The sequence below is a fragment of the Streptomyces sp. MP131-18 genome (assembly GCF_001984575.1).
Lineage (GTDB): Bacteria > Actinomycetota > Actinomycetes > Streptomycetales > Streptomycetaceae > Streptomyces > Streptomyces johnsoniae.
Map to the genome: position 1 here is coordinate 2,755,705 of NZ_LZNS01000001.1, position 20,420 is coordinate 2,776,124.

Sequence of the window (20,420 nt, forward strand, 5' to 3'; positions counted from 1 at the left end):
GCCCGCCGCTCCGGGGGCGGCCTGGCCCGGCAGTCGCGACGACTGCCGGGCGGGGGCGGCCTCGTACCAGGTCGTACCGGGTTGAACCAGGTCGTACCGGATCGTCAGCCGGCGGCCTGCGAGACGACGGTCTCTACGGCCTCGACGGCGATCTCGGGCGCCTCCAGGTGGATGTCGTGCCCGCTGTCCTCGGCGACGCTCAGTTCGCTGTTGGTGGACATCGTCGCCCAGTCCTGCTGGCCCTTGGTCCAGTCCTCCTCAAGGCCCGGCCCGTACTCGGGGTCCAACGCCGCGAGGTACTGCTGCCCGTGCTGGATCACCCGCACCGGGATGTCGCCGACGGAAGCGACCTCCCCGTCGGCGAAGACGAGCTGCTCCGGGTTCTCCCCCGCGTATATCGCCAGGGTCTGGGCGCGCAACTGGGCTGCCGCGCCGGTGGCGGACTCCGGAATCCTGGCCTCCATGTCGGCGATCGCGGTGGGCGAGGTGGCGTCCAGCAGGACCAGGCCCTGGACCCGGTCCAGGTGGTCCGGGGCGTACCTGGCGGCGATCAGCCCGCCCATGGAATGCCCGGCCAGGACGACCGGCTGGTCGCCGACGACCTCGTCGAGCACCGCGGTCAGCGTCTCCCCGACGGCGTCGTAGTCCTGGGGGCCCTGCGGCTGGTCGCTGCCGCCCGCGCCGAGCCGGTCGTAGGAGCAGACCCGGCCCTCGGCGCTCAGCGCCTCCTGGAACTCGGCCATCGTGGCCAGATCGTTGCCGCCGCCGTGCAGCAGAACGACGACCGGCCGGCCCTCGGCCGGGCTGCCGGAGCAGGAGACGTTCACCGAGTAGTCTCCGGCAGTGATCTTTTCGGTCCCGGTGAGCAGGCCCTCATCGGCCTCCGGCGACGGCGTGGCGGGGGCGGACGATTCCGCATTCGATTCCGCATTCGATTCCGAACCCGTATCCGAATCGTCACAGCCGACAAGCCCTGCACCGGCCACGGCGCAGCACAGCGCAATCGCGGCAGATGTCCCGATCTTGTTGCCGGTCACAGTTTCCTCCAACGAGATGGTTCGGCGCTGAAAAGGGTGATTCACGCGGCACGGCGGAACCGGCACCGCATGAAAGTGAAATGACGAATGGCCGGTCAACCGCTTCGCGCGAGTCGTCGTCACGTTGACGACGCGACAAAGGTCAGGGACGCCCACCGCGGCCATACATGGGCCTGGGCCCCCTGCCTTCAGGGGGCTGGTGCCACTGCGCCTGGCGTCGAGACAGTGGGTTGGTGGGGGAATGAGTGACGCTCCTGATGGATGAATGCCGGCCAGGGGCAACCTATCCGCCCGGCGCTGCGCGCGGTTGTCCGCTCTCGCAAATTCATCTGCCTCGTCCGGGACTTCGCCACCCGCGGTCGGCGGTCTTCGACAACTGAGTGCACGGCCACCAGACTTGCGGCGGCGCGACGCCGGAGGCCAGTGAGGTCTGTCACCGCCTGTCGTTACATCTGTCATGCGGACGGACTCCGGCAGGCGCCGCGCGGCGTGCGTTCCCCGGATCGGGGCGCCGTCGGAACGGCCGCCGGGCCCCTGCCGGGCGCAGGGATTGACGGGTCGGGCGGGCGGGGCTACAACACCCGGTGAGAGCGCTCTCATCCGTCGGCGCGGCGCGCGCCGGCCGTTCCCGCACCTCCCGTTGGCAGGAAGGCGCTCACCCATGTCCAGATCCATGGAATTCCGAAGAGCCACCCCGCTGGCCACCGCACTCGCCGTGCTGCTCGGCCTCGTCGCCGCGCTGCTCGCGGCACCGCCCGCGCGCGGCGCGGTGCCGTCCCTCCCCGGTTGGACCCTCCAGTGGAGCGACGACTTCACCGGTTCGTCCGGCTCCCTGCCCTCCTCGACGAACTGGCAGATCGACACCGGCCGTTCATATCCCGGCGGCCCTGACGCCTGGGGAACGGGCGAGGTCCAGACCTACACCGACTCCCCCGCCAACGTCAGCCTCGACGGCGGCGGCAACCTGCGCATCACGCCGCTGCGGGACGCGGCGGGGAACTGGACCTCAAGCCGCATCGAAACCCGCCGGGCGGACTTCAAGGCCCCGGCGGGCGGCGTGCTGCGGATCGAGAGCCGCCTCCAGATGCCCAACGTCACCGGGGCGGCCGCCCTCGGCTACTGGCCCGCGTTCTGGGCGCTGGGCTCGCCCTACCGCGGCAACTACTGGAACTGGCCGGGTATCGGCGAGTTCGACGTGATGGAGAACGTCAACGGGATCAACTCCGTCTGGGGGGTGCTGCACTGCGGGGTCGCTCCCGGCGGGCCCTGCAACGAGAACAATGGCCTGGGCGCCAGCCGCGCCTGCCCCGGCAGCACCTGTCAGTCCGCGTTCCACACCTACAGCTTCGAGTGGGACCGCTCGGCCAGCCCCAACCAGCTGCGCTGGTACGTCGACGGCCAGCTTTACCACAGCGTCTCGCAGAACCAGCTCGACGCCACCACCTGGTCCAACATGACGGACCACGCGGGGTACTTCATCCTGCTCAATGTCGCGATGGGCGGCGCGTTCCCCGACGGGGTCGCGGGCCACGCCACCCCGACGGCGGCGACCGTGCCCGGCCGTCCCATGCTGGTCGACTACGTCGCGGTGTGGACGCGCGGCGGTGGCGGCACCGAACCGCCGGGGCCGAGTTCCACCCTGCACCTGCGCGAGGGCGGAGCGCTCGGCACGGCGGGCGGTTCGGCCTCCTCCGTGACCCTGGCGTCCGCCGGCGGCGGGAACCACGACGGCACGCCGCACCAGCCGCAAACGTTCACCGCCTCGAACGTCACCCGCGCCTACAACGGCGGCGCCACCGCCTTCGACCTCTTCGTGGACGCAGGCACCTCGATAGCCAACGGGCAGCAGGTGCGCGTCTCCTACGACAGGACCGGGGACGGCAGCTGGGAACGGGTGGAGACCTACGCGTACTTCGCGACCGATCCGGTCCCCGGCTGGGAGCACTACACCGAAGCCCGCGGACTGCGTTCTGCCAGTGGCAGTCACGGCAATTTGGCGGGCGGCCGGGTCAGGGTCGAAGTATGGAACGCCATCGGCGGAGGCACCTCCGCTCTCGGCACCGGTAACCAGTCGTTCGTGCGCATCCCCTACGAGTGACCTCTTTTTGCGCGTGACCTTCTCCGTCCGGCCGCCCCCCGCGGGGGACGGCCGGACATCATCCCGGGGCACGTGACAATTTGACGGAAAGAACGAAGGAATGGCCTCCTCGGCCTGCGGTTCGGGCATATCCGGGGGGAATTCCGTGGAACGTGAGCCGCCTGGACGAGGCCGAGGCGTGGCGGGCGGAGGCGTGCCGTTTCACCGGCTGGATCACCGTCACAGACGGCGAGGAGGTACAGGAGACGACCGAGTCCCGCCGGACGGCCTGTGCGAGCCCCGCGCGGCGGAGGAACGGCCCGGGTGAGCCGTCCCCGTACTCGATCAGTTCCAGGTCATGTTGATCACGCGGCCGAAATTGAGGTATCCGGCCCGCCGGAAGGCTTCCGCCATGGGGACGTTGCCGAGGTCCGTGGCCGCGCGGATGCGGGGGACGTCCTGCCCGGCGAGGACTCGGGTGCCCTCGGCGAGGATGTCGTCGATATAGCCGTTGCCGCGGTGCGGGGGCAGGACCGCGATGTAGGCGATGATCGGGTTGTAGTCGTTGCGGGCCGGGATGACGAATCCGACGGGCTCGCCATGGGGCAGTGTGGCGACGCGCCACCAGTCCCGCGGGCTGGTGTAGCGCGCGAGTTCGTCCTCGTAGTGCCTGACGGCCACTTCGCGGGCGGGCATCCGGGTCAGGTCCGCGCGGCTGTGTGCGTCCAGCGTCCCCTCCAGGACCGAGGCCATCAGCGCCACGAGCTCCCCGGCATCGTGGAACGGCCGGAAGGCAAGGCGCCTGCTCGGCTCGGGAACTGGCGATTCCGGGCGCCACTCCAGCCGCAGCCGTTCGACGAAGAGCCGGGCACCGGTCCGTTCCAGTATCGCCATCCGGTCCTCGACGGCCTGCCTGGTGGCCGCGTTCGCCCGCCAGTCCGGCGGGACGAGACGGCCGTACTCGGGGGGACGCGCCCCGTCCGGGAGGTCCGGGAAGACAGCGGCCATCGCGGTGTTCAGCAGCCGCACCCCGATATCCAAGTGACCCGGGCCCGGGACGCCGTCTTCGGTGTCGAGGATGTCGAGGATGTCCAGGAGGAGTGGTGTGTCACCGGCTGGTCGGCTCCACCAGGCTGCCCGCGCGAGCAGGCGGTCACCGCGCAGGGCGACCCACATCCACTCCGGACGACGGCGGCGGGCGGCAAGGTCGTCCGCCAATTCCTCGTTGAGGAGGTAGGGCAGTCGGGAGAAGAGGCCGAGTTCTTCGCGTCCGGTGATCGGACGCATGATCAGGTCGTTCGTGTCGATGGTCAAGGCACGCTCCGGGTCGGACGCGGTCCTGGCCGCGCTCGGGGATCATGGGCTTGTCCTGCCTCCCGCCGACCGCCTCCCGCCGACCGCACATCCGGGCTCGCCCGGGCGTGGCGCGCCGGGAGATCGGGGTACCCGGGGCGCGCTGCCGCTCACTCCGGCCGGACCGATCGGACCGATCGGGCCGGTAGGGCGGGCTTTCGACAGCACCCGCACAGTATCGGCGAGGAGGAAGCACATGGCACAGCAGATCCGGGACATCATGACGGCCGATCCCGTGGAGGTGGCCCCGCACGTTTCGGTGGTGGATGTCGCGCAGCGGATGCGTGATGAGGACATCGGGGCCGTGCTCGTCATAGAGGACGGCTATCTGCGAGGGCTGGTCACCGACCGTGACCTGGTGGTACGGGTTCTGGCGGAGGGTGACGGCGTCGGCAGCCGCACGGTGGGCGAGGCATGCAGTGAGGATTTGCTCACCGTGGCCCCCGACGACGATGTGAGCCGCGTGGTCACGCTCGCGCGGCACCGGGCCGTCCGGCGCCTTCCCGTGGTCGAGAACAACCAGCCGGTCGGCATCGTCTCCCTGGGCGACCTGGCCGTCGAGCGGGACACCGATTCGGCCCTGGCCGACATCAGCGCCGCCGATCCCAACGAGTAGCGCCGGGCAGGCGAGAGGGCCGGGCCGCCCGCAGCCCGGCGTTCCTGCTGGTGACGCCGGAACGGACGCGTGTCGCTTGCGGCCGGCGGGTCATGAGCGATCACCTGCCTGCCGCAGGTGCGCCCCGGGCCCGGGCCCCGGGCCTCAGCCGAGGGGAAACGGGTTGTCGTGTGCCGCGAGGTCGTCGATGTGAACGGTCTGCTCGGCGGGTGGCGCGTCGATGACGGTGGGCCGGCCGTAGTCCGTCCAGTCGGTGCTGACGGACATGCGCCGGCCGCCGACTGCCTCGAATTCCATGTCTCTCGTCAATCGCAACAGGTGAGGCGACTCGCCGGGCTGCTTCGACGTATGTCAACGTGGAACGACGCCTAGCAGGGAAGCGTGCATGCACGACACCTCCACCGCCGGCTCCGCCGCGGCCGCCGTCGGGCCGATGCGGCCGGACCACGCCCCTCACGTGCTGGCCATCTATCAGGCCGGAATCGACGAGGGCAACGCCACCTTCGAAACGACCGTGCCCTCCTGGAGCGCCTTCGACCGGGCAAAACTGCCCGACCACCGCTTCGTCGCCCTCGGCGCCGACGGCCGGGTCGCCGGCTGGGTCGCGGTGAGCCGCGTTTCGCCGCGCGCGGCCTACGCCGGCGTCGTCGAGCACTCCGTCTACGTGCACCCGGCAGCGCGCGGGCAGGGCATCGCCCGCGCGCTGCTGGACGCGCTGATCGCCTCCACCGAAGCCGCCGGTATCTGGACCATCCAGTCGGGCATCTTCCCCGAGAACACGGCCAGCCTCGCACTTCACACCCGGGCCGGATTCCGCGTCATCGGCACCCGGGAACGCGTCGGCCGCCACCACGGCCGGTGGCGGAACGTCGTCCTCATCGAACGCCGCAGCCCCGCCATCACGTGAGGGGCACCCCCGGACGCCAGGGAAACGCGTTACACAACCAAACGGTTGACTACACCCGAGGTCCGGCTCTAACGTTTATTCAACCAATCGGTTGAAGGCGAGAGGTGTGACGTGTCCGACGACCGGCTTTCCCGGGTGTTCTCCGCGCTGGCCGACCCGACCAGGCGCGACATCGTCGCCCGGCTCGCCGCCGGGGACGCAACGGTCGGCGAGCTGGCCGAGCCGTACGACGTCACCGTGCAGGCCGTGTCCAAGCACATCAGGATCTTGGAGGACGCCGGCCTGGTCAGCCGCAGCAGGGACGCCCAACGGCGGCCCTGTCACCTCAGGGCGGAGGTCTTCGACCTGATGACGAAGTGGATCGAACGGTACCGGCGCGAGGCGGAGGACCGTTTCCGCCGGCTGGACGCCGTTCTCGAGCAGCTGGACGAGCCGCCCGTGCCGGGCACCGGCACCGGCACCCCGACGGAGGAAGCGGCATCTTGACTTCTTCCCCCTCTTGAGCGAGGGGGTTCTCATGGCTCGCGCCGTGAGGGTTTCTGCTTCGTTGCCGACTGCCCGCCCGGAGTTTTCCGTTGAGGTCTTACACCGGCTCCACAGACAGACGCCGCCAGCCCGGCGGCCTTGAGGTTCTTCGCCGCGTTCACGTCCCGGTCGTGGGTCGTGCCGCAGGTCTCGCACGTCCAGGTGCGGACGTTCAGCGGCATCGCCCGGGTGAGGGTGCCGCAGGCCGAGCACAGCTTGGAGGAGGGGAAGAAGCGGTCGACCGCGATCACCTCGCGGGCGTACCACTGGGCCTTGTACTCCAGCATCGTGCGGAACTCGCGCCACGCCGCATCCGAGATGGCGCGGGCGAGCGTGCCGTTCTTCACCATGTTCCGAACGGTCAGGTCCTCGATCACGACCACTTGGTTATCGCGGACGAGTCGGGTGGACAGCTTGTGCAGCAGGTCACGGCGCCGGTCGGCGATCCGGGCGTGGATGCGGGCGACCTTCCTGCGAGCCCTGGCCCGGTTCGCCCCCTCACCTCTGGCCTTGCGGGCAAGGTCTCGCTGCGCCTTCGCCAGACGGGCCCGGTCACGGCGTTCATGCCGGGGGTTGGTGATCTCCTCCCCGGTGGAGAGCGTCAGCAGGTGGTCCAGGCCGACATCCGCCCCGACCGCCGTATCTGCGGCCGGAAGCGGCTTGATGTCCGGGTCCTCGCACAGCAGGGACACGAACCAGCGTCCCGCGCCGTCCTGCGAAACCGTCACCGTCGAGGGCTTCGCACCCTCGGGCAGGGGACGGGACCACACGATGTCCAGCGCCTGCGCCATCTTGGCGAGGGTGATCCTGCCGTCGCGGAAACGGAACGCGCTGGTGGTGTACTCCGCGCACTTCCGCGACGTCTTACGGCTCTTGAAACGCGGGTACCCGGCCCGCTTGGCGAAGAAGTTGCTGAACGCCGTCTGCAAGTGCCGCAACGCCTGCTGAAGCGGAACCGAGGAGACCTCGTTGAGGTAGGCCAGTTCCCCGGTCTTCTTCCACGCCGTCAGCATCGCCGACGTCTGGTTGTAATTGACCCGCTCCCGCCTGGCCCACGCCTGGGTACGGGCCGCGAACGCCAGGTTGTAGACCTTCCGCACGCACCCGAACGTCCGGGCAAGCTCGGCGGCCTGCTCCGGGGTCGGACAGAAGCGGTACTTGAACGCCCGCTTCACGTGCACGGTCGGCATGGATCACTTACCAACGTGCCAGCTTGTGACCATCCGCGGGTGATGGGCGGTGAACGGCGCATCACCCCGGCGGCGATGCGCCCCTCCCTGTCCTGCTCCGCAGAGGTCCGCTTCCTCCCCCCGCGCAAACGCGGGGGTATCCGCGAAAGGACTCTGATGAACAGCACGAACACCACGAACGGCACGGACACCGACCGTCGCGGCGAAACGCAGATCGCGGCCGACCCGGCGCTTCCCACCCTCGTGATCACCCGGGAGTTCGACGCTCCGCCCGAGCGCGTGTTCCGGGCATACACCGACCCCGACCTGGTCATTCAGTGGCTCGGCCCGCGTCGGCTCACCATGCGGATCGACCGGTACGACGCGCGCAGCGGTGGGTCGTACCGCTACGTGCACCGCGCCGACGACGGGACCGAGTACGGCTTCTACGGCGTGTTCCACGAGGTGCGCCCCAACGAGCGGATCGTGCAGACCTGCACCTTCGAGGACGTGCCGGACGGGGTCAGCCTGGAGACGGCCGCCTTCGAGGACCTCGGTGGCCGCACCCGCTTGGTCGCCACCTCGCTCATGGAATCCGTCGAGGCCCGCGACGCGATGCTCGCGAGCGGCGCCGAGGGCGGCGTCCGGGAGGGCCACGAGCGGCTCGACGAGCTGCTCCGCGGCACGCGGGCAGCCGATGAGCACCGCAGGATCGCACGCGTCTTCACCGACCGGGTACACGGCGTGCCTCCGGGGGCGTGGGACAACACGGCGCCGTGCGAGGGATGGGTCGCCCGCGACGTGGTGCGTCACCTCGTCGAGTGGTTCCCCGACCTGCTGAGGAACGGCGCCGGCATCGAGCTGCCGAAGGGGCCGTCGGTGGACGACGACCCGGTGGCGGCCTGGACGGTCCACAACGACGCGGTACAGGCCCTTCTCGACGATCCCGCCACGGCACAGAAGATGCTGTCGAACCCGCACATCGGGGAGGTCCCGCTGGACCAGGCGGTCGACCGCTTCTACACCGCCGACGTCTTCATGCACATCTGGGATCTGGCCCGGGCCACCGGCCAGGACGAGAGGCTCGACCCCGGCAAGTGCGCCCAGCTGCTCGAAGGGATGCTGCCGCTCGACGAGGTGCTCCGCGGCAGCGGGCAGTACGGCCCCCGGGTCGAGGTGCCCGAAAGCGCCGACGTGCAGACCCGCTTGCTCGCCTTCATCGGCCGCACCCCCTGACCTCAGGCGGCCCCCTGGGCCCGGCGCCCACGCTCGGGACGCCGGGCAGGTGCCTCAGCCCGGCGGCGGGCCCAGCGGGGTGACGGCCAGGGCCCGCGCCGTTCCGACGAGATTGGCGGCCATGTAACGGGCCGACTTCTCCGCGAAGTCGTGGCCCCGCTGGTCGTCCAGGTAGTCGGGCCCGGGCCCGGGGCCGAGGTGCCAGTAGGTCCACGCCTGTCCAGGCGCCGTGTAGCCGATGTCGCCGAGAGCCCCGTGGATCTCGCTGATGACGTGGTGGGCGCCATCCTCATTGCCGGTCACGACCACCCCCGCGACCCGGTTGTAGGCCACCGGACGGCCCTGGTCATCGGTCTCCGACAGCATGGCGTCCATCCGTTCCAGCACCCGCTGGGCCACCGAGGAGGGCCGTCCCAGCCACGTGGGGGACGCGATGACGAGGATTTCCGCGGCCAGCAGCCGTTCGCGCACGGCGGGCCAGTCATCACCGCCGCCCATATCACTCTCGACGCCCGGTTTGATGTCCAGATCGACGGCGCGCACCAGTTCCGTTCGGACGCCGTGACCCTCCAATTGCTGGATGACCACGTGTGCCAGCGCTTCGGTGTTCGACGGCTGTGGTGACGGTTTGAGGGTGCAGTTGATCACGATGGCTCTCACACGCCGCCGGGTACCCGCCTCCTCCGGGGCCGAACGTGGCCATCCGGGTGGACGAGCATGCGTCAGAACCGCAGGGACCAGGAGTTGAGGGTCCCTTCGTCGGCCGCAGCGGTGTCGTCGATGCGCAAGGTCCAGGTACCACTGGCACTCACCGCAGAAGCGTCCACCGAATACTCATGAGGCCCCTCAAACGCCTCCAACTCGAACACCGTCCCATCCGGAGACACCAACTCCACCTCCAGATCCCCGATATACGAATGACTCACATCCACCGAAACCCCCAACGCCCCCGGAGCATTCCCCTCGACACCCACCACGTCAATCCGCGACTCCGCCACCTCATTATCCACGATCGAAACCGACCCCGTGCTGCTGAACAACCCACCATTCGAAAAACCCTGTTGCCCCACCGAACCCGACCCAAAACTCAACGACCACGAATTAAGAGTCCCCTCATCAGCCGCAGCAGTATCATCCACCCGCAAAGTCCACGTACCACTGGCGCCCACCGCAGAAGCATCCACCGAATACTCATGAGGCCCCTCAAACGCCTCCAACTCGAACACCGTCCCATCCGGAGACACCAACTCCACCTCCAGATCCCCGATGTGCGAATGACTCACATCCACCGAGACCCCCAACGCCCCCGGAGCATTCCCCTCGATACCCGCGACTTCGATCCTCGACTCCACCTCCTCCAGATCGTCGATCGAAACCGGCCCCGTGCTGCTGAACGACCCACCGGCCGACGAGCCCGTGCCGGTGTCCGAGTCCTCTCCCTGGTTGACGGCGAACAGCACGGCCACGAGTACACCGAGAGCGAGGGCCACGAGCCAGCCGAGCCACTTCTGCACCGAAGCGCCGGATGATGCCGGCGCCGGGTTGCCGCCGACTGGTGCGACAGGCGGCAGGGGTACGACCGGCGGTGGCGGCAGGGCCGTTGCCGTGCGCATGGCCTCGGGCGGCGTCAACGACGTCTCCGTGACGACCGCGGTCGGCGGGCCGGCAGCGTGCGGCGACGTGACTTCCGACGGCGGGGAGTCGAGCAGGGCGAGTGCCTCGGCGACCGTCGGGCGGTCGTCGGGCGCCTTGGCCAGCAGGCGCGTGATGAGGGGCGTCAGCGTCCCCGCGCGCCGCGGCGACGGGGGCTCCTCGTAGGCGACCGCGTGCAGCGACGCGGGCGTGGAGTCGCGGTCGAAAGGCGAGGCACCCTCGACGGCTTCGTGCAGCGTCACCCCCAGGGAGAAGAGGTCGCTCGGCGCCTGCCCCTTCTCCCCGTGGACACGTTCCGGCGCCATGTAGGGGGCCGAGCCGACGACACTGCCCGTGACGGTGAGCGAGACGTCCGTGTCGTGGGTCGCGATCCCGAAGTCGGTGAGCAAGATCTCGCCGTTGTCGGCGAGCATGACGTTGGCCGGCTTGATGTCACGGTGCACGATCCCCGCCCGGTGCGCCGCGTCGAGCGCCTTGAGCAGGGCCCTGGCCACATCGGTGGCCTCGCGCACGGACAGCGGTCCTGACTCCCGAACGCGGGCGCTCAGCGCACGGCCCACGACGAGCTGCATGACCATCCACGGAATCTCGTCCTCGACGACGACATCATGCACGCTCACGATGTTGGGGTGGTCGCGCAGCCTGGCGGCGTTGAGGACTTCGCGTTCCGCCCGCTTGAGCCGCTCCTCCCGCTCGGTGGGCGACGCGGACAGCGGCAGTAGCAGTCCCTTGACCGCCACGTCCGCCTGGAGTCGCTGGTCGCGCGCCTTCCAGACCTTCCCGAACCCGCCGCTGCCGATCTGCTCCGTCAGCTCGTACCGCCCGCCGATCAGCTTTCCCGGTCCCACGGCGTGGTCCATGCCCAGCACCCCCCGTGTGGTCGAACGACGTGGCAGGTGAACAGCGTAGATGACAGCGTCAGGTCAGGTCACGGCTCAACTCCCGCTCACCTGCCGGTAGATCAGCCACGGTCGCGCCCGGGCCGCCCGGGCACCGCTCCGCTCCCCTCTGCGGGGCACCCGGCAACGGAATGGGCACATATAAAAGAAATGCAATTCGCAATCAATAAAAGAACAAGCGCTTTGCGCGGGCATCTCAAGTCCTTGACCCCGGACGGCGGTCACAGTAACTTCACATCTTGCCCAATGCCGCGGCCGACGGCGAATCGACAGGAAAGCCATAGTCTGACTCTGGAGGATTTCACGTGGCGAGACGCAGTGCGCTCCGCGCAGGAGTGCTGTCGCTGGCGGCAATATCCATGGCATTGTCGGCGCCCGCGAGCGGACAGGCCCGGGAGAGCACCGATGGCGGCGTGGGTGTGCAGGCCATCTACGAGGACGACCAGTGCACCATGACCACCGCCTGCATGGCCATCTTCTACAACAGCCGCGGCAACGACGGGGTTTTCGACAGCCCTTGTTTCATCACCAACAAAAATCTGTACTCGCACAACGGGCACACGATCCAGCACGGGACCACCACCTTTGATGTCCTGTACCAGTTCTCGCACGGCCGCATCTGGGACGACACCGGATGGTCCGGCGCGAACGGACACAAGTGCGGGGGCCCGGCCACTGGTTCCGGCTACTCCCTGAAGAATGACGCCGCCGGAGCCGTGAACGCGGACAGCCGCCACCACCGCATCTATTACAACACCGGATATCAGGGCACCTCGCAGACGATCGAGGGTTCGGAAAATCTCGTCCCCGCTCTCAAGAACGACAACGCCAGCAGCAGGAGGCTCTGATGAGAGCGACCCGCGGTCTGCTCGTTCCCCTTTCCCTCACCCTGCTCACCCTGCTCGCCGCCGCCGGCTGCGGCCGGCCGGCGGCCGGGGACGCCCCCGCCGCCCCGCCGGGCACCGGGCAGGCGCCGCAGCACACGCCCGGCCCTCGCGTCGTCCAGGAGGACTGGCCCGCCGAGGTGCCGGAGAGCGGTCTCGCCGCGGGCCTGGCGCTGCCGATCGAGGCGTACCTGCCGACGTACGCCGAGACGATCGACGCCCAACTGGCCAGGGACACCGCCGAGACCACCTGCATGAACAGGTTCGGCTTCACCGGCTGGCAGACCGAGCCGCTGGGCACCGCGCCGCCCCCGGCGAACACTTCGGCCAACATGCCGCGGCGGTACGGCCTCACCGACATCGAGGAAGCCGGCCGGTACGGCTACCACCTGCCGGAGTCACCGGCCGCCGAGCCGGGCGCAGAGCCCTCCGCCGCCACACGCACGGCGGACGAGGAGGCCGTCCTCACCGGGCGGACCGGAGCCGGGGCGCTGTCCGCCTTCGGCGGCGACCCGGTGCCCGCGGGCGGCTGCCTCGCCGAGGCCGCGGACGCGGCCGGCGGCCTGAACGCGGACCTGGCCGAGGAGATCAGCGGGCAGAGCTTCACCGAGTCCCAGGAGACCGCCGCGGTGACCGGGGCCATGGCGGCCTGGTCGGACTGCATGGCCGGGCAGGGCTACGCGCTGAACACCGTCTGGGACACCGACGCGCACTACGACACCCTCGCCCCCGCGGCGGACGACGCGGAACGCGACCTCGCGGTCGCCGATGTGAGCTGCAAGCAGGAGACCGGGCTCGTCACGATCTGGTTCGAGACGGAGAGCGGCATCCAGGAGCGGCTGATCGAGGAGAACCGGCAGGCGCTCACCGAGGCCGCCGAACGCAACGGCCGCGTGCTGGCCGACGCCGCCGAACTCACCGGCCAGGCGGCCGGCTGACACGGCGCGGAACCGGACCCCGGGCGCGCACCTGCCCGGGGCGGACACCACCAGGGAGGACCCATGCGCAAGATCCTTACCGCCCTCGGCACCACCGGCCTCATGGCGGGCCTGATGCTCGGCGGCCCGGCGCAGGCCCAGGCCGTGGAGGCAGCGGCCTGGGAGTGCCCGACGAAGTCCGTCTGCTTCTACACGGGCGTGGGCGGCACCGGCCAGCGCTGCGCATGGCCGGGCGCGCAGAACGACCCCGACTGGCGCAGCGGCGACCTGAAGTGCTCCTGGGCCGGCTCCGCAAGCGTCGGTTCCCTGCGCGTCATGCCGAACGCGGCGGGCTCCGTCAGCTACTACCCCAACGCCAACTACGGCGGCGGGCGTACCTGCCTGACCTCGGGCGCCGCCGGCATAGAGATCAGCTTCAAGGCCGAGCCGCGCATCCTGTCCCACAAGACCAGCTCCTCCGGCTGCTCCGTCTGAGCCGGCGCGGCCGCGCGTGCGGCCGCCCCCGTTCCCCTCAAGTCCCGGCCCTCCGGCGGCGTTCGGCCGCCGGAGGGCCCCTGCCTGCCGAAAAGGAGTCGACTCCATGTCACACCGGCACAGACCGCCACGCCGCGGGCCGCGGCGGCGCCGACCTCGGGCCTTCGGCCTCGGCGCGCTCAGCGCGGCCCTGCTCGTCGGCCTGCTCCAGTCCCCCGCCGCGGGGACGCCGGACGCCTCCCCGCGGTCCGTCACCGACATCTACGACCAGCTCGAACCGGCCACGCCCGCCGACGCGACCGTGCCCGAAATACCCGGCGCCGACGCCGTCGAACTCGCGGAGCGCCCCGAACTGCTGGGCGAGGACTGGGAGTCGGCGGAGGACCTGGCGTGGACGACGAGCGGGGACGCCACCGGCTTCCACCTGCTGGTGGCCGACGGCCGCGAGGGATACGCCTGGCGCACCGCCGCCACCCTGTCCGAGCCGGGCTTCGACGCCGACTCCTGGATCGGCAACGCCTGCGTGACCGGTGACGGCGACCGGGCGGTGGTGGTGTACGCGCCCCGCACGTTCACCAACGAGCCGGCGCTGATGTCCCGGGGCGCCTTCACCGCGGTCGTCGACCTCTCCTCCGGCGAGGTCACCCGCCTGCCGGTCCGGACGTCCCTGTCCTACTACAACCCGGGCTGCGGAGCGGGCGGCACGGCGGTGCTGACCCAGTCCGGCGGCGACGACCTCGGCGGAACGCGGCTGACGGTGCTCGACGTGGCCGCGGCCGAACTGGCCGAGCCCGTCGAGGTGCCGCGGCAGCTGACCTCGGCCGTTCCCGTCGGCGACGCCGTGCTGGCCGCCGAAGCCGGCCGCGTGGTGGCTGTCTCCGGCTCCGGCGAGCTGACGGACGTGGCCGAGGCGGACGGCGTGCCGTTCCGGCTCACCCCGGACGCGGACGGCGGCCTGGTCTTCCTCGACCGCAGCGGCGACACCGCCCGCGCCAGGCATCTGACCGCCGGGCGGCTCGGCGACGGCGGTGCCGGTGCCGGTGCCGAACCGCGGACGCTGGCCGAGGGCCCGCTGACCGGCTCCGGCCTGACCAGCACCGCGGCCGGCCAGGTCTGGCTGACCGGCGAGTTCGAGGCGGCCACTGACGAACTGCCCGCCGCCGTACGGGTGCTGCCCGGCACGCCGCGGGAGGCGACCGCATCGACGCACGGCAGGGCCCTGCTGACCGGCGTCGGCTGGGCCGACGGCCGGGACTCGCGGATCGCGCCCGAGGACGCCGGGGACTCCCGGCCGGTCAGCATCGGGATGACCGCGCTGGCCACCGAGGAGGAGCTGGCGTTCACCGTCGACCCGGAACGCGCGGTCACCGCCGAGGAGACCGGCCGCGACCCGAGCGGGAACGAGGAGCAGGCCGGGGCGCTCGCGGCCCGCGACGAGCTGGTGGAGAGCGAACGCACCTGCTCGGTCCCCCGCAACAGCGCCGATGACCAGGCCATGCAGCCGAAGCCGCGGCAGGTGGAGTGGGCGGTCAACCGGGCCATCCAGGGCCAGTTGAACGACCACATCTCACGGCCGGCGAACTGGAAGAACCTGGGCATGCCCGCCTACCAGCCGCAGTCCTCCGGCATGTTCCCGCTGCCCTCGCTTTCCGGCGGCGGCCGGGTCCCGGCGCAGGTGCTGCTCGGCGTCACGGCCCAGGAGTCCAACATGTGGCAGGCGTCCCGCTACACCATGGCGGGGGTGACCGGGAACCCGCTGATCGGCAACTACTACGGGCTCGACCTGTACGACGGCGACTCGGGGAACGACTGGGACATCGTCTGGTCCGAGGCCGACTGCGGCTACGGGATCACGCAGGTCACCGACCACATGCGGCTGGCCGGGCACGAGGACGGCGGGCCTGCCGCCTGGCCGTACCAGAAGCAGCGGGCCGTCGCGCTCGACTACACCGCCAACATCGCGGCCGGGCTGACCATCCTGAGCGACAAGTGGAATCAGACGCGCGACGCCGGCCTGATCGCCAACAACGGCGACCCGGCCAAGCTGGAGAACTGGGTGTTCGCGCTCTGGGCGTACAACTCCGGCTTCTACCCACAGTCGCAGGCGGGCCAGCACGGCGGCGCCTGGGGCGTCGGCTGGTTCAACAACCCGGCCAACCCCGAATGGGACCCGGCCCGCGACAACTTCATGGAGGACCGCCTCGGCAACCCGCAGTACGGGGACGCCGCGCACCCGCAGGACTGGCCGTACCAGGAGAAGGTGCTCGGCTTCGCAGCCCACCCGCTTGAGGCGCTGGAGGCGCCCGGGTCCCTGGTCACGGGCTACCGCGCCGCCTGGTGGAACGGCATCGAGGGCGACGCACTGACCGAGGGCAGCGACCGGTACCACAGGGCCGGGGTCCGGCCGCCGATCGACCTGTTCTGCACCGTGGCCAACGCGTGCGACCCGCGCGCGATCGAGTCCGCGGACGGGCCGTGCGGCCGGGAGGACTCCCGGTGCTGGTGGAACCAGCTCGCCGTCTGGAAGACGGACTGCGACTACACCTGCGGGAACGAGCTGGTGCGGTTCAACAACACCTATCCCGAGGAGGCGGACGGCACCGCCTACCCGCCGAACTGCTCGCTGTCCGGGATACCGTACAACGCGCTTGTCATTGACAACCTGCCGGTCAACGCGCCGTCCGCACGGCCGGGCTGCACAAAGGAGTGGACCAACTCCGGTACCTTCACGGCCGACTTCGGCGCGGGCGAGACCAGCGGCGGGGACCGGGTGTGGCCCGCGAAGGTCGACTTCCACCAGATCGGCGGCGGCTTCGGCGCGAACTTCTTCTTCGCGCACGGCCGTCACCCCGACGCCTACGGCAACCGGCTGCGGGTCGAGGGCACCTGGGACTTCAACCGCCCGGTGACCGGCCCCGGCATCGTCGCGGTGCACCTGCCCGACCATGGCGCCCGCACGCGGTATGCGCGCTACGAGATCGACACCGCCGACGGCACCAAGGTCCGCACCATCCAGCAGCACGGCACCGGCAACCGCTGGGTGGTGCTGGGCGCGTTCGACTTCGACAATGCGCCCCAGATCCGCCTGGACAACATGGTCCCCGGCGCGGCGGGCGAGGACAACGTGGCCTTCGACGCGGCCATGGTGCTTCCCGTCGACGGCGACTACGTCGAGGACACCGTGGAGTCCGTGGCCTACTTCGACGAGAACCAGAACCTCGACGCGCACGGCAGCGCCGACTTCCTCGGCACCCCGTTCGCCGACCGCGGCTCGCTCTACAACTGGGCCCTGGAAAGGACCGAGGCCGTGCTCGGCCTGCCCGCCTGCACCGGCTCCCCCGACGAGGAGTGCATCGCGCCCGCCACCCGCACGGCCATGGCGGACTGGAACGCCGAAGCCGAACGGGCCGGGACCGATCCGGTGCAGCACCCGGCGGGCAGCAGCATCCCGGCCTGGTTGAACTTCTCCAACCCCTACACCCAGCGGCCGGACGCCTCGCGGCCGGGCCACATCGACGAGGACGACGGCTCCTACAAGATCAAAACCAGCGTCACCGTCAGCTACGTCACGGTGGACAACCTGATCCTGGAGGGAACGGAACACGCGGAGTTCGACGACCGCACGGGCGACACCCACCTGCCGGACTTCGTCAGCGACACGTTCGCGGCCATCGAGGAGGATTACGGCATCGCACCGCCCGACCTCAACTACAGCGCGGTCGACCTCAACGAGCACGACGGCGTCACAAGGACGACCAATACCAACAGCGACGGCATCCTGCCCGGCCGCGCCTACGAGCCGGTGGGCCGCGGACCGCTCCTGATCAACGACGAGGGGATTCCCGCCTCCGACACCGTGCCCGCGGAGTGCGTGGCCGTTCAGTACGCGGCAGGCGGCTCGATCGGGTACCGGCCTGCCCTCGGGGACGGAACGGGCGTGGTCGAGGCCGCGGAGGCGTGGTCCGGGGAGGTCGCGACCACCCCCGGTGTTCCGGTGGCCGTCGCGGATGTGGCCGACGACATCGCGGGCAACTTCTTCGACGACCGCCTGGCTTCGCTGTTCCGCAGCGCGCCGCCCATCTGGCACGAGCTGCACTTCTGGTCGTGCGACGGGGACCTCAGGCCCCCGAGCGGCTATCCGCTGCTCCGGTCCAGCTTCATGCCCGACCAGTACCTGTACCACAACGGTCTGGGCATCGGTACGGACGGCGAGCCGCACGTCGGCGCCAACCCGGTCAGCCGGGGCGACTTCGAGTCGTTCTCCAACCCCCTGCCCGGCTCGGCGCCCGGCGGCGACCCCGCGGAGACGCCGTACGGCAGGTGCAGCAACACCAGCGGCCAGGGCGGCAACCCGTGGGGCATCGACCTCAGCGAAGGTGCCGGCGTGAACCCGTCCGGGGAGCTGTGCACCTCGGCCCCCTACTGGGAGTAGTCCCGCGTTCCGGCGGGCGGCCCCGGCCGCCCGCCGGGGCGGGGGAAAGGTCAGGCCGTCGTTCCAGCGGCCCTTCCAGCGGGCGGTCAGCAGCGGGCCGCAGCGTGTGGGGACAACCCCTTACGAGCGGAACACGAGGTGAGGATCGCGATGGGACGAAGCGGGAGGACAGACGTCCTGATGAGCCGGCGCAGCGCGGTGGGCGCCGCGGCGGGACTCGCCTTCGGCGGCACTGCCGCCATGGCCGGTACCGCTCGCGCGGCCGACCGGGACGGTGGCGGCGAACGGTTCCGCGGCAAATCGGTCCTGATCACCGGAGCGACGTCCGGCATCGGCAGGGCCGCCGCGATCGCCTTCGCCCGGGAGGGCGCCGAGGTCGCGTTCTGCGGGCGCCGCGAACGGCTGGGGCGTGCGGTGGAACGTGAGATCCGCGAGAGCGGCGGCGAGGCCACCTACCTCAAGGCCGACGTGCGGCGCCCGCGGGACGTGCGGTCGTTCGTGGAGCGGGCGGTCGCCAGGTACGGCGGCCCGGACATCGCCCTCAACAACGCGGGAATCCAGCTCCCGTTCACCGATCTGCACGAGGTGTCGATCGAGGAATGGGACGACGTCGCGAGCACCAATATCCGTGGCGTCTTCCTCGCCATGAAGTACCAGATCCCTTACATGCGGGAGGCGGGCGGCGGGGTCATTCTCGTCACCGGCTCCACGAACCAGTTCGCCACCAGGACCGGTCTCGCTTCCTACACGGCGGCCAAGAACGGCGTGACGGGACTCGTCCAGGCCGCCGCCCTGGAGAACGCCACCCATAACATCCGGGTCGTCGCCGTCGCCCCCGGCATGACCGACACCGAGATGCTGGACGCGCACCGCCCCGAGGGCATCTCGGACGAGGAGTGGCGGCTCACCAAGGCCGCCTTCGCCGAGCAGGGCGTCGACGCGATGAAGCGGATGGCCGAGCCGGAGGAGATCGCCGCCGCGGCTCTCGCATTGGCCTCCGACGCCTTCGCGTTCCAGACCGGCACCTCGGTACCGGTCGACGGCGGTCAGCTCGCCGGCCTGTAGCGCCACGGGTCCTTGTCCCCCTTTCGGGTGGAGCACCGCGGGTACCGCGTCACGCCAACTCCCCTTGGACAGCGGGCTGGAGAGCATTTCTGCGCGTAATTCGGCTCAGTGGCCGCTATAGGCAAAACGCTGCTTGCGTCCCTACTGTTCCGCCGGGTTCGTGGGATCGGCCACGGACAACCGAACCGGAGGAGAACGTGTTGCGACTCAAGCGCATCACCCCGCGCCTGTGGGCCGTCGCGGCCATCCTGACGTTTACCGCTGGAACCACCTCGCTGACCGCCCACCCGGCGGCGGCAGACCCCAATCAGTGCCCGAACGGCTCGTTCTGCGTCTGGGAACAGTCCAGCTACCGGGGCGACTTCAGGCACTACACCTCGTCGAACCCCAACGTGGGCAACTACATGAACGACCGGATGACCTCGTACTGGAACCGCACGGGCAAAACCGTCAGCGTGTACGAGCACTCCAACTACACCGGTTGCATGTTCTCCATCGGGGCGGGCAAGTCCGAAGCGGCGGTGGCCTCGCACTTCAATGACAAGATGACCTCTCTCCGCGTCGGCAGCGGCTGCTGACGCAAGAGGCCACACGCCCCAGCCCAGCCCAGGGCTGGGGCACCCGACCGCACCGCCCGCCGAGGGCCGACGGCCGGTGCGGAGGGAGCCGTCCGCCGTCCGGTGCCCGGTCACGGCGCCGGAGGAGCCGGTCATCTCCCGGCGTTGACGGTCGCCTCGGTCAGGACACAGTCCGCCAGGCCGTGGGTGCCGTTGTCATCAGCGTCTGCACCGCTTCCTGCACGGCATCCCGCAGCCCGCGCTCGTTCGCGTCGCCCCCGATGCCGAACGGGACGACGTCCAGCTGCTTTCCGGCGATCACCAGCCCTTCGGCCTCGTCACCCGAGCCGGTCTCGTAGACGGCCGTCGGGTAGTTGATCAGCGCCCCGTCGGCGTCCCCGTTCGACACCGCCTCGGACATGGCCATCTGGTCGGGTATGCCTTCGACGCTGATGCCCTGCCCGCAGTCCGTGGTCGCCTCATCGATCCGCCGCACCAGCTCGGAGCTCCGCCAGGTCACCACCGAGCCGCCGCGCAACGCCTCAAGTCCCACGGTGTTTTCCGAGGACTCGCTCACCAGCGGGCCTCTGCCCGACTG

At 70.3% G+C, this 20,420-nt stretch carries 18 protein-coding genes; 11 read left to right on the plus strand and 7 right to left on the minus strand.

Features of this window, described 5'->3' with window-relative positions; genetic code table 11:
• Positions 1-104: 104 nt before the first annotated feature.
• Positions 105-827 (minus strand): alpha/beta hydrolase, encoded by a 723-nt coding sequence (locus tag STBA_RS12105; protein WP_253194679.1) that lies wholly within the window; start codon positions 825-827, stop codon positions 105-107.
• Between the two features lie 871 nt (positions 828-1,698).
• Between STBA_RS12105 and STBA_RS12110 the strand changes: the two genes are divergently transcribed.
• Positions 1,699-3,135, plus strand: coding sequence for a glycoside hydrolase family 16 protein (locus STBA_RS12110; RefSeq protein ID WP_077059263.1), 1,437 nt, complete (start codon positions 1,699-1,701; stop codon positions 3,133-3,135).
• A gap of 324 nt (positions 3,136-3,459) precedes the next feature.
• On the opposite strand, the gene STBA_RS12115 is transcribed toward STBA_RS12110, so the two are convergent.
• Positions 3,460-4,401, minus strand: coding sequence for a GNAT family N-acetyltransferase (locus STBA_RS12115; RefSeq protein WP_077063271.1), 942 nt, complete (start codon positions 4,399-4,401; stop codon positions 3,460-3,462).
• A 262-nt stretch (positions 4,402-4,663) separates the two neighbouring features.
• Here STBA_RS12115 and STBA_RS12120 point away from each other — a divergent pair, with 262 nt between their 5' ends.
• Complete coding sequence (locus tag STBA_RS12120) at positions 4,664-5,083, plus strand: CBS domain-containing protein (protein WP_077059264.1); 420 nt, start codon at positions 4,664-4,666, stop codon at positions 5,081-5,083.
• A gap of 144 nt (positions 5,084-5,227) precedes the next feature.
• Here the strand turns inward: STBA_RS12120 and STBA_RS37735 are convergent, their stop codons facing one another.
• A complete protein-coding gene (locus STBA_RS37735) occupies positions 5,228-5,380 on the minus strand; it encodes a hypothetical protein (RefSeq protein ID WP_171987692.1) in 153 nt (50 codons plus the stop codon).
• Between the two features lie 88 nt (positions 5,381-5,468).
• Here STBA_RS37735 and STBA_RS12125 point away from each other — a divergent pair, with 88 nt between their 5' ends.
• Together STBA_RS12125 and STBA_RS12130 are read left to right on the plus strand one after the other, a co-directional pair.
• On the plus strand, positions 5,469-5,990 hold the full coding sequence (locus STBA_RS12125) for a GNAT family N-acetyltransferase (protein WP_077059265.1): 522 nt from the start codon (positions 5,469-5,471) through the stop codon (positions 5,988-5,990).
• A 111-nt stretch (positions 5,991-6,101) separates the two neighbouring features.
• Entirely contained in the window at positions 6,102-6,476 is a 375-nt protein-coding gene (locus STBA_RS12130) for a metalloregulator ArsR/SmtB family transcription factor (RefSeq protein WP_077059266.1), read from the plus strand.
• Positions 6,477-6,505: 29 nt separating this feature from the next.
• On the opposite strand, the gene STBA_RS12135 is transcribed toward STBA_RS12130, so the two are convergent.
• On the minus strand, positions 6,506-7,705 hold the full coding sequence (locus STBA_RS12135) for an RNA-guided endonuclease TnpB family protein (RefSeq protein WP_077059267.1): 1,200 nt from the start codon (positions 7,703-7,705) through the stop codon (positions 6,506-6,508).
• Between the two features lie 156 nt (positions 7,706-7,861).
• Between STBA_RS12135 and STBA_RS12140 the strand changes: the two genes are divergently transcribed.
• Positions 7,862-8,920: a TIGR03086 family metal-binding protein gene (locus tag STBA_RS12140; RefSeq protein WP_077059268.1), complete on the plus strand. Its 1,059-nt coding sequence runs from the start codon at positions 7,862-7,864 to the stop codon at positions 8,918-8,920.
• 54 nt (positions 8,921-8,974) lie between these two features.
• On the opposite strand, the gene STBA_RS12145 is transcribed toward STBA_RS12140, so the two are convergent.
• Together STBA_RS12145 and STBA_RS12150 are read right to left on the minus strand one after the other, a co-directional pair.
• Positions 8,975-9,580 (minus strand): flavodoxin family protein, encoded by a 606-nt coding sequence (locus tag STBA_RS12145; RefSeq protein WP_077059269.1) that lies wholly within the window; start codon positions 9,578-9,580, stop codon positions 8,975-8,977.
• Positions 9,581-9,642: 62 nt separating this feature from the next.
• Positions 9,643-11,433, minus strand: coding sequence for a proprotein convertase P-domain-containing protein (locus STBA_RS12150; protein ID WP_077059270.1), 1,791 nt, complete (start codon positions 11,431-11,433; stop codon positions 9,643-9,645).
• 344 nt (positions 11,434-11,777) lie between these two features.
• Between STBA_RS12150 and STBA_RS38295 the strand changes: the two genes are divergently transcribed.
• From STBA_RS38295 to STBA_RS37745, 6 genes are all read left to right on the plus strand, one after another.
• The gene (locus STBA_RS38295) at positions 11,778-12,320 is read left to right on the plus strand and encodes a hypothetical protein (RefSeq protein WP_216355919.1); all 543 of its coding nucleotides are present in this window, start codon (positions 11,778-11,780) and stop codon (positions 12,318-12,320) included.
• A complete protein-coding gene (locus STBA_RS12160; RefSeq protein WP_077059272.1) occupies positions 12,320-13,294 on the plus strand; it encodes a hypothetical protein in 975 nt (324 codons plus the stop codon). Before STBA_RS38295 ends, STBA_RS12160 begins: the two co-directional genes overlap by 1 nt.
• A 63-nt stretch (positions 13,295-13,357) precedes the next feature.
• Entirely contained in the window at positions 13,358-13,768 is a 411-nt protein-coding gene (locus tag STBA_RS12165; protein ID WP_077059273.1) for a peptidase inhibitor family I36 protein, read from the plus strand.
• A 106-nt stretch (positions 13,769-13,874) separates the two neighbouring features.
• Positions 13,875-18,200 carry a hypothetical protein gene (locus tag STBA_RS37740; protein WP_171987693.1) on the plus strand — a complete coding sequence of 1,442 codons (4,326 nt, stop codon included), beginning with the start codon at positions 13,875-13,877 and terminating at the stop codon, positions 18,198-18,200.
• Between the two features lie 180 nt (positions 18,201-18,380).
• Positions 18,381-19,265, plus strand: a complete 885-nt coding sequence (locus STBA_RS12175; protein WP_107485034.1) for an SDR family oxidoreductase — start codon at positions 18,381-18,383, stop codon at positions 19,263-19,265.
• A gap of 197 nt (positions 19,266-19,462) precedes the next feature.
• Positions 19,463-19,843: a peptidase inhibitor family I36 protein gene (locus STBA_RS37745; RefSeq protein ID WP_079251871.1), complete on the plus strand. Its 381-nt coding sequence runs from the start codon at positions 19,463-19,465 to the stop codon at positions 19,841-19,843.
• Positions 19,844-20,003: 160 nt separating this feature from the next.
• Here STBA_RS37745 and STBA_RS12185 read toward each other — a convergent pair.
• Positions 20,004-20,420: transporter substrate-binding domain-containing protein (locus STBA_RS12185; protein WP_216355920.1), on the minus strand; the 417-nt coding region annotated here is incomplete at its 5' end.